The following is a 14,797-nucleotide window of genomic DNA, read 5'->3' as shown; positions in this document are numbered from 1 at the left end:
CACCATGGCCGAGGCCAGCATCTACGAAATCCACGACCCGCGCTTCCGGCAGTTGATCGTCACCAGCGCCGGTCTCGACGAACTCTATTCAGGCTGCCGCTGGGCAGAGGGTCCTGTCTGGTTCAACGATGCGAACCAGCTTCTGTGGAGCGACATTCCAAACCAGCGCATGCTGCGATGGACGCCCGAGGGCGGCGTCTCCATCTACCGGCAGCCATCCAACTTCACCAACGGCCACACGCGCGATCGCCAGGGCCGGCTCGTCTCCTGCGAACATGGTGGGCGCCGCGTCACGCGCACCGAGATCGACGGCTCGATCACCGTGCTCGCCGACCGTTTCGAGGGCGCGCGGCTCAATTCGCCGAACGACGTTGTGGTGAAATCGGACGGCACGATCTGGTTTACCGATCCGACCTACGGCATCATGTCGAATTATGAAGGCTATCAGGCTGAGCCCGAGCAGGCGACGCGCAACGTCTACCGGCTCGACCCGGCGACCGGCCAGCTAACCGCCGTCATCACGGATTTCATCCAGCCGAACGGCCTTGCTTTCTCCCCTGACGAGACGATCCTCTACGTCGCGGATTCGTCAGCAAGCCACGACGAAAGCCTGCCACGCCACATCCGCGCGTTCGATGTAGTCGACGGCAGCAGCCTTGCGAACGGCCGCGTCTTCTGCCTCATCGACAACGGCATCCCGGACGGAATCCGGACTGACGTGCAGGGGAACCTTTGGTCCAGTGCCGGTGATGGCGTGCACTGCTTCGATCCGGCAGGCAAGCTGATCGGCAAGATCCGCGTCCCTCAGACCGTCGCCAACCTGACCTTCGGCGGCCCCGGACGCAACCGTCTGTTCATAGCCGCAACGCGCTCACTCTATTCCCTCTATGTTGCCACGACCGGCGCCCAAAGACCGTAAGCCGGTGAATGCCAGGTTCGGGGGCGGCGGGTTCATTAACGCCCAATGCGAACTAATTGAGATCCTCGTAGCCGTATTCCGCGGCGGCGCGACGCGTGAAGTCGCCGGCGACCGCTGCCGTGATGATCACATCGACGTTCCTCTGCATTTCAATGACCTTCGCGCGGCGGCGTCGTTCTGCTTGAAGCTTAGACGGCGCGGGCTATCCGGCCGATTTCGTCACGCCGGTTGGCGAATGGGATGTCGGCATCGAGATTGCCTTCTGCTAGACCGCTCATGCTTGCGGTGATCTCGCCGATCGGTTTTGCGATCACGCGGGCGGCAAAAACAGCGGCGCCGATCAACGTGATAATGGTCAACGGACCGACACCGATTGACGTATAGGACGAGGGCAGCGGAGGCATCGGCCTCTTCCTCAGCCTTGGTCGCCATCGCCTTGGCCGAGTCCGCACCTTCGATTGGGATAGCGAGCGCAGGATGTGGATATGACAGCTGACTCGCTCTGTGTCGCATCCGCCGACTGCGGAACGTCTTCTCGACGACCGGGATTATTCCCTTGATATGACGGTGACCTGCAGCGCATCGAGGATGAGGCCGAGCGCCGACAGGCGGGGCAAATCCACTACGGGGCTATCCGCCTCGAGGCCGGCGGTGGCGCGGTAATAAACGACATGTAGAGAATGCCGTCGAAATCGGTGCGATCGTAGATGACTTGGCTGAGCCGGCGTCCGCTCGCCTGCGCCCGTGCCCGAACGGCATCCGTCGAGACACCGAGCAGGTTTGCGCCTTCGTAGCGCAGGTCGAGTAGAAAAAGCGGGCCTGGGTTTCGGACGGCGGCGATCGAATAGCGGTCGAACTCCTCCTGGAATATCACTCGCTCGGCCCTATCTTGAAAGCGGTCGCGAACAATCGTTTCCGCGACCGCGGTCATGGGGTCCTGAGCGAGGTAGAGCAGCCGGAACTTGTCCTTGGGGCTCGAAAACCGCGACTTGCCGAACCCATGCCGAGCGGCGTTCCGGCATGGGCGCGCGATGATCCTGACATAGTCGGTGACATCAGCCCGGACGGCGAGGCGCTGACGGATAGTTTTGTCGAGTCTCATTGCACGGCGAAATAGGTCTGAGCCGCGTCGATGACCTCGTCAGCGCGATCCTGTTTCAGGAGGTCGATGGGCCTGCGCCCGCCCAACATGGGATTCGGCTGGCAAAGCCACAGCCATACCACCCGCTGATTGGACACGAGAGCGGCGACCGTTGCTATGCCCCTTGCGGGACGCCCGTCGATGAATTGTTCGATCGGATAGACGTGCTTTCTCGTTGCCTTCAACAGTGCGATCACCTCGCCGGCATGCTGCCAGCGATTGAGCGTGGAGCGCGCAATTCCAAAATCGCGCTGGAGTTCGCTGGCGCCGGCAACCGGCCCGGCCCAATCCTCAAGCCTGCGGGCGACCGCAAGCTCGCCAATTTGTCTAGTTTGTCCCGCACATACCGCGGGTCGCGGATGGTTGATCAGCCCTTTCGCAGCCTCCAGGTCCGAATCTCGAAGGGCATGATGTCGGCGGGGCCTTTACGCTCCATAGGCTCTTCGAGAATGTTGAGCGGCTGCGACGCCGCCCATCCGGAAGGCAGGGCGAGGGAAAGTCGGCCACGCCGGCCGGCCGGTTCATAAAGGCGCAGGATCAGGCCTTCGCCCTCCTCCGCCGGCTTCAGGCCCGAAAATGCGACCGGAGTGCCCTCGACGCCAAGCGGCGCGAAATTGCCGGCGGAAAGGCCTTTTGCCTCGGCCGTCACCAGCGGCTGGTTGAGATCGAGCGCCTCGTCGAGGACGCCGCCTTCATGCCAGGCGCCCTCATGCGGCATCAGCGCGTAGGTGAAGCTCTGCTCGCCTTCGTCGGCGAGCGGATCGGGATAAATCGGCCCGCGCACCAGGCTCATGCCGATCACATTGGCGCGGGCGCTGTGGCCGTATTTGGCATTGTTGAGGAGTGCCACGCCGAAGCCGGGCTCGCTGAGATCGACGAAGCGATGGGCGGCGGCCTCGAACATCGCCTGCTCCCAGGAGGTATTCGTGTGTGTCGCCCGCTCGACCACGCCGAAGGCGCATTCGAAGGTCGCCTTGCGAGCCTGCACGTCGACCGGGTTCAGCGTGCGCAGCAGGGTGCGGCGGTCGTGCCAGTCGATGGTCGTTTCGATGTCGAGCCGTTTAGCGTTGGCGGTCAGCACATAAGTCTGCGTGACGCTCGAATTGCGGTAGCGGTGGACGACGCGGATCGCCGCGCGGTGCGGGCCGCTTTCGACGAGGCCGATGCTTTCGGGCGCTTCGAGCCGGACGCCCTTTTCGGCATAATCGGCGTCGACATCCCAGGCATCCCAGTTGCGCGGCTTATCGGCCGGATAGACCCAGAGCTGGTTGGCGGAGCCATCGACCGCTTCGCGGCCGCTCGCCTTGTGGATGAGGCTGGCAACGGCTCCATCGTTGCCGATGACCACCGAGAGATGATCGTTTTCCAGGCGATCGGAGCCGGCCTTCAGCCCACCCGCCGGCTTCAGCGCCTGCCTGTCGAAGACTGCGACCGATAAGGGAGCGACGATATCGGCGGCCGAAAGTACCGTGCCGTCGGCAAGCGTGGCGCTCACCGGCCGCGGCGCAAGCGAGGGATTGACGACAATGAGGGCCTCAGCGACCCCGCCCTTCGGCAAATTGGCCGAAAGGGTCTGCAAAGCCTTGGCCTGCTCGGCCTTGGCGTGGTCGATGACGCCGCCGAGTTCCTGCTCCGCATCCTGATAGACTTCGCGGATGCTCGAACCCGGCAGGATGTCGTGGAACTCGTTCTTCAACACCACGCGCCAATCCGCCTCGAGGCTTTTCGGCTTTTCTGCCCCGAGCATATGGGCGAGCGAAGCGAGGGTCTCGGCGGTGATCAGCGCGCGTTCGGCCTGGCGGTGCTTGCGCTTGACGCCGCTTTGTGTCGTCAGCGTCGCGCGATGCAGTTCGAGATAGATTTCGCCGTCCCAGACGGGGAGCTTCTTCTCCGATGCGCTGCGATGCGCCTGCTCGTAGAAGCCCTTGACCGTGCCCCAGCGCGCTTGCGGAATGGCGGGAAAATCGCGCAGCTGCACTTCGCGCTCCACCATTTCAGGCGTCACCCCGCCGCCGCCGTCGCCATAGCCGACGGCGAGAAGCGAGGCGTGATGCTGCGCCTTGCCGCGGAAATTCTTCCACGTCGGCAGGTAGCAATCGGGTTGCACGAAGCCGTTGTAGCCCTGCATCGGATTGTCGAAGGTGTGGGTCAGCACCTGGCTGCCGTCGAGGCCCTTCCACCAGAAGAGATCGGAGGGGATGTGGTTGGTCTCGCTCCAATTGACCTTGATGGTGAAGAAGCTGTCGATGCCGCCCTGCCTCAAGATCTGCGGCAGCGCGCCGGAGAAGCCGAAGCAATCCGGCAGCCAGCAGACCGTGTGGCGCGCGCCGAAGGTTTTTTCGAAATAACGCTGACCGTAGAGCACCTGGCGCACGAGGCTTTCGCCGGTCGGCATGTTGGTATCGGGCTCGACCCACATGCCGCCGACGGTTTCCCACTTTCCTTCCGCGACCTTCTTCTTGATGCGCTCGAGAAGCTCGGGATCTTCCTCTTCCATCTGCGCGTAATAATGGGCGGTCGACTGGTTGAAGCGGAAATCCTCGGAGCGTTCCATCAGCGAAAGCGCCGTATTGAAGGTGCGCCGCATCTTCCGCCGCGTCTCGCGATAGGGCCAGAGCCAGGCGAGATCGATATGCGCGTGGCCCGTCAGCACCAGTTCTCCATTCGGGGGGAAGCGCTTCTGCAGCTCCTTCAGCCGCGCCGTCAGCGCCTCGAAGGCGGCAGCCGCCGAAGCGCTCTGCTCTTCGGAGAGACCCGCCGGATCGGATACAAGCTCCGGCAGTTCCCAAATCTTCTGTTGCATGACGGCATCAGCGGTGCGGGAGATGTAAGCCGCCGTATCCGACGGCCAGTCGAGACTGCGCAGCGTCCGCTCGGCGGCGTCCACCAGATGCGGCACGACCTCATGATCGCCGAGCGCGCCGACCGCCTCGGCGATCTGCTTCAGGAGAAGATGCAGGCGGTGGACGGGACCGTCGAGCCAGATCAGCCGGGCCTTGTTGAGCCTCGGCGCCCGGTTCGGCTCGCCGAAAGGAAAGCGGGCGACGCTTTCCGCCGCGATCGAAAAGCGCCGGCCCTTCACCGGGAATTCCTGGTGATAGGGATCGAGGCCGAATGTTTCGCTCTGGCCATCGGGATAGCTGAGCGTGATCAGGCTCTCGCCGCCGAGATCCAGCTGCAGGCGAATATCTTCGAGCGGCCAGTTCGCCGGCGCTTCAGCACTCGCAGCAAAATACACCACGCCCTGCCGATGCGGCCAGTCCTGGTGATGGGCGATCGGCTCGCCCTCGAAGGTCCAGCCATCGATCGGGCTGCTATGCCGGTCCCGCCAGTGCGCGAGCTCGGCGATACGGACCTTCAGACTGTCGAGGCGTTGGGCGATGGTGAGCGGCATGGCTTGTCCTGTTCAAAAATCGGCGGCGCGCGATCGGGAATCATGGCTTTGGGAGATGAAGATGATGCGATAGGGATCGCGAATGCAGGCCCCTCCTCCCAGCGGGGCCCTGCAGATGCTTAGATTAAGTAACTTTGATTTTCCGTCAAGCCGCAAAAGATCTTCTGTCCGAGATCGTGCTTGTCCTGATTCAGTTTACCGCGACCCGTGGAGCGGCGGCGGTCGGCGGTATCTGGTTGTTTGCCCACGCCTCGCCCTGCAGGATCGCAATTACCTCGTCGGGGGATCGCGCCAGCCGAAGTTCCTCTCGGAAGAGAGGCACCCGCACGAGACGAAACAGTTGCGACAGCGCCGGCAGAAACGTGTGGACCTCCGAGCGCGGCCAAAGGATTGTGAAGACAAGATCGACGGGGTCGAGGTCGGGACTTTTGAAATTTATCGGAGGAGCCAATCGCGTAAACCAAGTCACAGGCGACGAGATCGGTTGCACGAACGCGTGTGGGACAGCGATTCCGCGGCCAATCGTGGTTGAGCCGAGCCTCTCTCGCTGCCAGATGCCGCGAAGAACCATCCGCGGGTCAAGTGCGGTTCGCCGCGCAATTTTTGCAGCGATCTTGGAGAGCGCGGAATGCTTGCCCTTGGTCACAAGGTCAAGACTGACATTTTCTGCCGGAAGGTTTCTGAACATCGTCATGGTCGCCTCTTAGCCGAGCGTGCGAGCACGATCGCAGTGCATTCACTGCATTCGCGTCTCGCATTTTGATTGAAACTGGCTACCCGGACGCGACGCCAGTGGAGCTCGCGGCCGGGTCTCAGAGGCCTGCTTTGAGGCGCTGGGGCTCTCGCCGTGTCACGACAATATTCATGATAAGTTGTATGTGGGGATTGAATCGTGGAAATCAAGCTCGGCCCCGGAACGCCTTGGCCCCGCCATAGCATTCTGACAGATCACTCAGCGGATCCGGCGGGCTGCGTCTCTTTGCCGCCTATCGCATCGAGGTTCGACGGCGACTTCTAAGGCGCACCCCTCGTCCGCCTCTGCATCGTCGTGTCGGCTGCTTCTCGACGAACCTTGGTATCCATAGAGACAAATGGCCGCTGCCAGCAGCATAAGTATCATTCCCAACATCCCCGCCGCAGACAAGGCCTCGCCAGCGATCATAACGCCGACGGCCACAGCAACGATGGGCGACACGAACGCAAAGCTGCCCGCCCGGGCGGGCCCGATGTCACGAATAAGCTGAAGATAGATGCTGTAACCGATCAGCGATCCGAAGAGGACGAGGAACAGCCAACTCGCGACTGCCTGCCAGTTCCACAGTGTCTGCAGACTTGCGGCTGCTTCGGGCTCGAAGACCAGTGAACTCAAAAACAGGCCTCCACCTCCCAGGAGTGTCGTGCAGCCGGATACGAAGCTGCTGCCGTAACGGGTGATAAGCGGCCTGGCCAAGACAGATCCCCAGGCCGACGATACTGCACTCCAGCTGATCGCAAGAAGTCCAACAATACCGCCGGTGCCGGAGAGGCTGGTAAATTCGAGTGTGGGTGAAAACAGGAATGACAGGCCGATCATGCCGATGATCATCGCAAAAGCTCGGGCGCCACTCCATCGTTCCTCCCCCAGCAATATTCCGAATCCGAGCAGAGCCAAGGGCGTAAGCGACATTTCGATCACGGCAGCTGTCCCGGATGCAACGAACTGCATACCCCAAAACAGCGGACCGTAGCAGAGTGTGATCATCAACAGGCTTGCAATGACAAGCCTGATCAAATCTTCACCCGCCGCAAACGATATGCGACAGGACCGCAGCGACCAGCCTGAGAGCAGAAGGCCGGCGCAAAGAAACCTTGTCGCCGCGAACATCATCGGCGGCACGGTTTCGATACCGGTCTTGACGGCGATCCACGTCAGACCCCAGACGAGGCAAAGAATAAGGAACTTGATCACGTTCTTGCGAGGAGACATAGAGAGGCCCTTGCTCTGTAACGAATAAACTTTATTTATATCGTTACAATCTGGCGACCTGCTTTTTGTTCCGCACCATGGCCTCATCAATATTCGACATGCGTCTGAGCGGCGGCCATCCTGCCCTTGAACTGGTAAACACCCTCGACAGCCGCCGCGGCCGTTGGGGGCCCGATTTCCTGCGGTCGTTCGATGACGTGCTGGCGTTCGTTGAAAGGCTTCAGCTCATCGATGCAAGGGGATTGGCAAGTTTGAGGGAACGCGCGGCGGTCGATTCCGGCAAGGCAGAAGACGCCCTGGCGCGTTTGATAGAGCTGCGAGAAGCCATATACTCCCTGTTCCTTGCCGAGGATACCGATACACCTTATCCCCACCGAGCATTGAGCACAGTGGCAGAAATCGCCAGAGTTGGCCGCGCAAGACAGACCCTCCTAAAGTCAAATCAGAACTTCGTCTGGGCACTCCCCTTTGACGATCTGTCCGATATTTTTCACCTATTCGCTATCGCTGCTACTGATCTGTTGACCAACCGGAGCGGCCGCCGTCGCGTGCGTGAGTGCAAGGGCGATAATTGCGGCTGGCTCTTCCTTGATCGTTCAAAGGGTGGCCGGCGGCGATGGTGCTCGGAGGCAAGTTGCGGGGTACACAGCCGAGTGAAGCGTTTTCGCGCGCACGGCGACGACCGTTGATGATGGCGGTGAGTTCATCAGTATAGGAAGCCTTGAGCGCCCCGGAGATCGGCAGATTGACGGAGGCGCGAGTGATAAGAACTAGCACCAGGAATATGCTGCGGCGACTTCCCCCAACGCGTTCGAGCATATTGAGCTCCCGTTCGGCCGGCCGACGGCGGTATCCTTGGTTCCATGGCGGTAGGCAGGCAAACGCCTTCTCACCGCCACTCTCCGGTTCCACGGCGTCGGGCCGGCGACCGCGAAGAAGATGTCAAAACTCGGGATCGAGACGGTGCTGCTCTCAAGGCAGGCGCGATCTGATACTTCCGGCATAATTGGTCTGGTTTAGGAAATCGTGCGAAAAGGCTAAACAAGTATACTTTGGCATAATGGCGAGGGTGCTCCAGGCAGAGTTACTGTTGCAACGGCCCTAAAAGAAACGCCCTCCCATCACGGGCCGACTTGCCGCGCCGGCGTTTTGCTTGACCGCGAGACCTTCACCCCTGCCGGCGCGGCGCCTCTTAAAGCATGAAACCGCATTGCCGTAGCTTTGCTCTTCGCGGAATTGCCTTAGCGACATGCACTTGAACCTCACTCGGAGGAAGATCAGCAGAGATGCGACCGCCTCAATAATCCGAAGCATAGGTTCGTTGACATGAGAGGAAAGTCGGTGAAGCTTGATTGGATCTGCGATGCCTGCACCTCAGGTGGTATGCGGGCAGCATCGAAGCGAGCGGTGTGCCATGGACGACACGGTCAAAGATGCGCAGAATACCAGGAAGAACATGTTCGGACGGAAGCGCGCTCTCGCTTCCATCGGCCAGCAGACTTCGACTGACCTTCGGTACCACCAGCCACAATCCTCCTGGAGTGACGGCGATCGCATCTTTACACGAGAGCTGATCCGGAGCGGCAACGGCGCATCAAAAGCGGTTCTGAGGGTGCAGCTTGCAGCCGAACATCCCAATCGAACCAGCCTCGACAGACTGGCCCACGAGTATCGCCTGAAAGACGAACTCGACCGGGAGTGGGCAGCCAAACCGCTGGATTTCACCACGGAAAATGGTCGTAACGTGCTCGTCCTCGAAGATTGCGGCGGCGTGCCCCTCCCGCAGTTGATGGGACGGCACAGCCATGGCATGGCAGGCGAACTCACTGTCTTTCTGCGCCTTGCCAGGGGCATTGCGGCGGCAGTTGGCAAGGCTCACGGATGCGGCCTCATTCACAGGGACATCAAGCCGGCGAATATACTGGCGGACGAGGCGGATGGACGGGTTCGTCTCACGGGCTTCGGAGTGGCATCGCATCTTTCTCGTCAGCGCCAGGCCGCCGAGCCCCCTGAGGTCATTGCTGGCAGCCTCGCATATATGTCGCCCGAACAGACCGGCCGCATGAACCGATCGGTTGACTCGCGTAGTGACCTCTACGCCGTCGGCATCACTCTCTACGAAATGATCACCGGCCAGTTGCCGTTCACTGCTTCGGAGCCGATGGAATGGGTGCACTGCCACGTTGCCAGGCGACCGGTGCCGCCGTCCGAGCGTGCAAGAGAGCTACCAGGCGTTATCTCGGCAATCGTGATGAAGCTCCTCGCCAAGAACGCAGAGGAACGCTACCAGACGGCCGCCGGGCTAGAGGCGGATCTGCGACGTGCCCTCGTCGAGAGCGAGAAGTATGGGCGGATCTCAGAATTTCCGCTCGGGACGCGCGATGTGCCGGACAGACTGGTGATCCCCGAGCGGCCCTACGGTCGCGAACGCGAGATCGCCGCCCTGACCTCCGCATTCGACCGCGCCGTGGCGGGCGCTGGTCCGACGCTGGTGCTGGTTTCGGGTCATGCCGGCGTGGGCAAATCAATGGTCGTGAATGAGCTCCACCGCGCGCTCGTGCCGTCACGTGGGCTGTTTGCTTCCGGCAAATTCGACCAGAACCAGCGTCACATTCCTTATGCGAGCCTAGCGCAGGCCCTGCAAGGCCTCGTCCGAGTGCTGCTGGGCAAGAGTGAAGCGGAACTCGCGCCATGGCGCGCTGCTTTAACCGAAGAGCTGGGCGCGGGCGGTCGGCTGCTGGTAACGCTCATTCCGGAACTTGAATCTCTCATCGGCCGGCTTCCGGCGGTTGCGGATCTGCCGCCTCAGGATGCCAAACGCCGCTTCCATTTGAACATCAGGCGCCTGCTGCGCGTGTTTGCCACAGCAGAACATCCGCTTACGCTGTTTCTGGACGATCTCCAATGGTTGGACGCAGCAACGCTCGATCTGCTTGAAGATTTGTGCACCCAGCAGGATATGCGTCACCTGCTGCTCATTGGCGCCTATCGCGACAACGAAGTATCGTCCACCCATCCGCTGATCCGCCGGCTGACAGCGATCCGGGAGGCCGGTGGCCAAGTGCATGAAATCGAACTGACACCGCTCAGGCTGGAAGATCTGACCCGGATGCTGGCCGACGCTCTTCATTGCGCAAGCAAGCGTGTCCAGCCGCTTGCGCGGCTAGTGCACAAGAAGAGCGGAGGCAATCCCTTCTTCGCGCTCCAGTTCCTGAGCACGCTGCCGGACGAAGGCCTGCTCGAATTCAATCACGAACAGGCGCACTGGGATTGGGATCTCGATCGCATAAGAGCGAAAGGCTATACCGATAACGTCGTGGATCTTATGCTAAGCAAGCTGCGGCGCCTGCCCGATACCACACAGGCTGCCCTGAACATGCTGGCGTGTCTCGGCAATCACGCGGCGGTTGATACCCTGGCTCTGATCAGGAGCGAAAATCACGACGCGGTTCATGCAGCCTTTTGGGCCGCGGCGCGGGCCGGACTCGTGCTGCTTGAAGAGGGGTCATCTTACCGCTTCCTGCATGATCGTGTTCAGGAGGCCGCGTATGGGCTGATCCCTGAAGATGAGCGGGCGGCAGCACATCTTTCCATTGGCCGCCTCCTGCTGAAGCATAGACCGCCGCAGGCACTCGAGGAGAATATTTTCGAGATTGTCGGCCAGCTCAACTGCGGCGGCGCGCTCATCGCGCCCGGTGAAGAGCGCGAGCGTCTCGCGGACTTGAACCTTCTTGCCACTCGCCGCGCCAAGGCGTCGGCTGCATACGAATCGGCGCTGGCTTATGCCGGCACGGGTGCGGCCTACCTGCCACACGATGCCTGGGAGCGCCGATACGAACTCGCTTTCGCCCTCGAACTCCACAGGGCCGAATGCGAATTCTTGACGGGAGCACCGGCGGAGGCGCAGGCCCGCCTCGCGGAATTGGCAAGCCGAGCCACCAGCCTCGCCGATCTGGCCCGCGTCACGCGCCTGCGCGTCGACCTTTTCATGAGCCTGGGTCGGAGCGATCAGGCCGTCATATTCGGCCTCGATTACCTGCGCCGGGTCGGCATTTCGTGGTCGTCCCACCCGACCAGGAGCCAAGTGCGCCAGGAATACGCGCGGCTTTGGCGACAACTCGGGGGCCGCCCTATCGAAGCGCTGCTTAACTCGCCCCCTATGGCGGACCCTGTCGCGCTCGCGACCATGGACGTTCTGACTTCACTTGTTACTCCGGCCCTGTTTACCAACGAGAATCTGCGCTGCCTCATTATCGGGCGAATGGGCAACATCAGCCTCAAGCACGGCAACAGCGACACATCGCCTTATGCCTTCACTGCTGTGGGCACGGTGCTCGGGCCCTATTTTGGCAACTATGAAGCCGGTTTTCGGTTCGGCCTGCTCGGACTGGACCTGACGGAACAGCCTGGAATGGAACGCCTGAAGGCACGAGTCTACCTCGCCTTCGGTAACCTTGCGAAATCATCGTCGCGTCATGTCCGCACCGGCCGTGCGCTTGCGCAGCGCGTATTCGAAACGGCGCAGCAGGTCGGCGATCTCACCTACGCCGTCTTAAGCCGGAACAACCTTGTGACCTATCTTCTGGCCGCTGGCGAGCCCCTCTCGCAGGTTCAGCGCGATGCGGAAGCCGGCCTGGACTTCGCGCGTCAGGCCGGCTTCGGCGTCGCCGTCGGTTTCATCAGCGGGCAGCTCCAACTCATCCGAACGCTTCGCGGGCTGACGCCGATCTTCGGATGCTTCAACGATGAAGGGTTCGACGAGCAGCAATTCGAACTTAAGACCGACGGCAAGCCGGGCAGTTGCCTGTACTGGATCCGCAAGCTACAGGCATGTGTATTTGCCGGGGATACCCTCACAGCACTTTCGGCAGCGGCGAAAGCAGAAAGCCTCCTCTGGATGACTCCCGCTATTTTCGAGCGGGCGGAATATCACTTTTACACCGGCCTTTCATTGGCCTCTGCTTTGCAAGGATCGACGACTGAAACAGCTCTTTATCGCAAGGCCCTACGCGCTCATCGCCGGCAGCTCGACACTTGGGCCGCGCACAGCCCGGAGAATTTCGCAAGCCGCGCAACATTGCTCGGCGCAGAGATCGCCCGCTTGGGAAGCCGTGAGTTGCAAGCCGAGCGCCTCTATGAACAGGCGATCCAGTTGGCGCGTGCGCATGCGCTCCCACACGACGAAGCGATCGCGTATGAGCGCGCCTCCGCCTTTTACCGGGCGCGCGGCTTTGATCAGATTGCTCGCCTGTATCTTGAAAGCGCCCGTCGCTGTTATCTCAGTTGGGGAGCCGACGGCAAGGTCCGGCAGCTCGAAGAAGCCTATCCCCAACTGCGGGATGGGCAAGCGGCACCGGCTGCAACAAGCACGATCGAAGCGCCGCTCGAGCATCTCGACCTCGCCACCGTTATCAAGGTGTCGCAAGCAGTCTCCAGCGAAATCGTCGTCGAGAAGCTGATCGATACGGTGTTGCGAATGGCCGTCGAGCAGGCGGGAGCCGAACGTGGCCTTCTGATCCTGTCGCGCGGCGGTGAACCGCGGATTGCCGCTGAGGCGACGATCCGCGGCGAAGCGGTCCTCATAGAGTTGCGTAATGAGCCCGTCGCCGGCGTGATGCCGGAATCAGTTCTCAATTACGTCCTGCGTATGCGGGAAATCGTCAGCCTCGACGATGCGTCGGCTGAAAACGCCTTTGCGGCGGATCCCTATATCCGCCATCGTGCGGCCAGATCCATTCTCTGTTTGCCGCTGATCAATCACGCGAAGCTGATCGGTGCGCTGTATCTGGAAAATACTCTGGCGGGCCGTGTCTTCGCGCCGGGGCGCATTCCGGTGTTGAAGCTCATCGCCTCGCAAGCCGCCAGCACGCTCGAAATCACCGGACTTTACCACGACCTGGCAGAGCGTGAAGCGCGAATAGGCCGGCTTGTCGAAGCGAACATCATCGGAATTTTTATCCGGGACATCGAAGGTCGGATAATCGAGGCCAACGAGGCGTTCCTGCAAATGGTGGGCTACAGCCGTGACGAACTCTTGGCGGGCCAGCTCCTCGATAAAGAACTGACACCGCCGGAATGGCGCGAACGTGACGCCGAGGCCGAGGCCGAGCTCAGAGTGACCGGCAGCGTCCGCCCCTTTGAAAAGGTGTACCAGCGAAAGGACGGCGGTCACGTACCCGTGATGATCGGTGAGGCAAGTTTCGAGGGGGCCGGGAGCCAGGCCGTGGCCTTCGTGCTCGACCTGTCCGAGAGCAAGCGAGCAGAGGAGAGGCTGCGAGCAAGCGAAACTCGTTTTCGGACCTTCGTCGACCATGCCACCGATGCCTTTTTTCTCCATACCGACGATCTGACCGTCATAGACGTCAACCGCCAAGCCTGTGAAAGCCTCGGTTACAGCCGGGAGGAATTGATTGGCATGCACCCGCGCGACTTTGACGGAGCTATCGACGAAAAGGCGCTTGCGACATTAGTGGATCGCGTCGACGCAGGACATCCAATGACTTTCGAAACACTCCACCGGCGGAAGGACGGAACAACGTTTCCGGTCGAGGTTCGCGTCGGTAAATTCCGACAGGAAGAGCAATGGTTTCGACTTTCGCTGGCGCGTGACATCACCGACCGCAGGCAGGCCGAGGATGCCATTCAGCTTGCGCGAGCAGAACTTGCCCATGTAAGCAGGCTGACCACTATGGGGGAACTTGTAGCCTCCATCGCCCACGAGGTCAGACAGCCGCTCACCGGGCTGGTCAGCAGCGGCAATGCCTGCCTTCGCTATCTCGACGCGGATCCCCGTGACATCGTCTCCGCCCGTCGCGCGATCGAGCGCATGATCAGCGACGCTTTTCGTGCATCCGAGGTCATCGACCGGATTCGGGCAATGGCGAAGAAATCACCCGAACGCAGGGATCGGCTGAACATCAACGATATCGTGTCCGAGACGATAGCCCTGGTGTCCACGGACCTCGAACGCAGTGCGGTGTCGCTTCGTACAAACCTCTCCGACGGCTTGCCCCCGATCGTAGGGGACCAGGTGCAAATCCAGCAGGTGATCCTGAACCTTATCATGAACGCCAACGACGCAATGGCGGCGATGCCAAAAGGAGCGCGCGAACTCATCGTAAGCACTGAAAAGGCAGCACCCAATGCCGTTTTGGTGGCAGTCCGCGATAGCGGCCCTATCCTCGACCCGGCGAAGATCGGCGATATATTCGAGGCGTTCTTCAGTACCAAACCCAAGGGTATGGGCATGGGCCTGACGATCAGCCGTTCGATCATAGAGGCTCACAAAGGCCAACTCTGGGCCACGCCAAACGCGCCCCACGGTGCCATTTTTCAGTTTACATTACCAACCGAGGAGAAATAATGGATCCATGTCCG

General features: G+C 61.1%; 9 protein-coding genes and 1 pseudogene. 3 read left to right on the top strand and 7 right to left on the bottom strand.

What is annotated here, in order from left to right:
* The first annotated feature begins 4 nt into the window (after positions 1 to 4).
* Positions 5 to 919 carry an SMP-30/gluconolactonase/LRE family protein gene (locus tag NMA58_RS25985; RefSeq protein WP_183698476.1) on the top strand — a complete coding sequence of 305 codons (915 nt, stop codon included), beginning with the start codon at positions 5 to 7 and terminating at the stop codon, positions 917 to 919.
* Positions 920 to 1,107: 188 nt separating this feature from the next.
* On the opposite strand, the gene NMA58_RS25980 is transcribed toward NMA58_RS25985, so the two are convergent.
* From NMA58_RS25980 to NMA58_RS25950, 7 genes and pseudogenes are all read right to left on the bottom strand, one after another.
* Positions 1,108 to 1,323: a HAMP domain-containing protein gene (locus tag NMA58_RS25980; RefSeq protein WP_183698477.1), complete on the bottom strand. Its 216-nt coding sequence runs from the start codon at positions 1,321 to 1,323 to the stop codon at positions 1,108 to 1,110.
* A 218-nt stretch (positions 1,324 to 1,541) separates the two neighbouring features.
* A complete protein-coding gene (locus tag NMA58_RS25975; protein ID WP_434713737.1) occupies positions 1,542 to 2,021 on the bottom strand; it encodes an RES family NAD+ phosphorylase in 480 nt (159 codons plus the stop codon).
* Complete coding sequence (locus tag NMA58_RS25970) at positions 2,018 to 2,245, bottom strand: MbcA/ParS/Xre antitoxin family protein (protein WP_434713736.1); 228 nt, start codon at positions 2,243 to 2,245, stop codon at positions 2,018 to 2,020. Before NMA58_RS25970 ends, NMA58_RS25975 begins: the two co-directional genes overlap by 4 nt.
* A gap of 3 nt (positions 2,246 to 2,248) precedes the next feature.
* Positions 2,249 to 2,299, bottom strand: a pseudogene (locus tag NMA58_RS25965) (hypothetical protein); the annotation flags it as partial.
* Between the two features lie 128 nt (positions 2,300 to 2,427).
* Positions 2,428 to 5,454 (bottom strand): alpha-mannosidase, encoded by a 3,027-nt coding sequence (locus tag NMA58_RS25960; RefSeq protein WP_434713734.1) that lies wholly within the window; start codon positions 5,452 to 5,454, stop codon positions 2,428 to 2,430.
* A gap of 190 nt (positions 5,455 to 5,644) precedes the next feature.
* Positions 5,645 to 6,148 (bottom strand): PTS sugar transporter subunit IIA, encoded by a 504-nt coding sequence (locus NMA58_RS25955; RefSeq protein WP_434713733.1) that lies wholly within the window; start codon positions 6,146 to 6,148, stop codon positions 5,645 to 5,647.
* Between the two features lie 258 nt (positions 6,149 to 6,406).
* Positions 6,407 to 7,420, bottom strand: coding sequence for a DMT family transporter (locus NMA58_RS25950; RefSeq protein WP_434713732.1), 1,014 nt, complete (start codon positions 7,418 to 7,420; stop codon positions 6,407 to 6,409).
* A 65-nt stretch (positions 7,421 to 7,485) separates the two neighbouring features.
* Between NMA58_RS25950 and NMA58_RS25945 the strand changes: the two genes are divergently transcribed.
* Entirely contained in the window at positions 7,486 to 8,109 is a 624-nt protein-coding gene (locus NMA58_RS25945; RefSeq protein WP_434713731.1) for a CGNR zinc finger domain-containing protein, read from the top strand.
* A gap of 725 nt (positions 8,110 to 8,834) precedes the next feature.
* Entirely contained in the window at positions 8,835 to 14,783 is a 5,949-nt protein-coding gene (locus NMA58_RS25940; protein WP_434713730.1) for an AAA family ATPase, read from the top strand.
* Positions 14,784 to 14,797: the final 14 nt, after the last annotated feature.

The sequence above is a fragment of the Rhizobium sp. YTUHZ045 genome (assembly GCF_051124255.1).
GTDB lineage: Bacteria > Pseudomonadota > Alphaproteobacteria > Rhizobiales > Rhizobiaceae > Rhizobium.
This window is presented reverse-complemented; position numbering and strand designations above follow the sequence as displayed.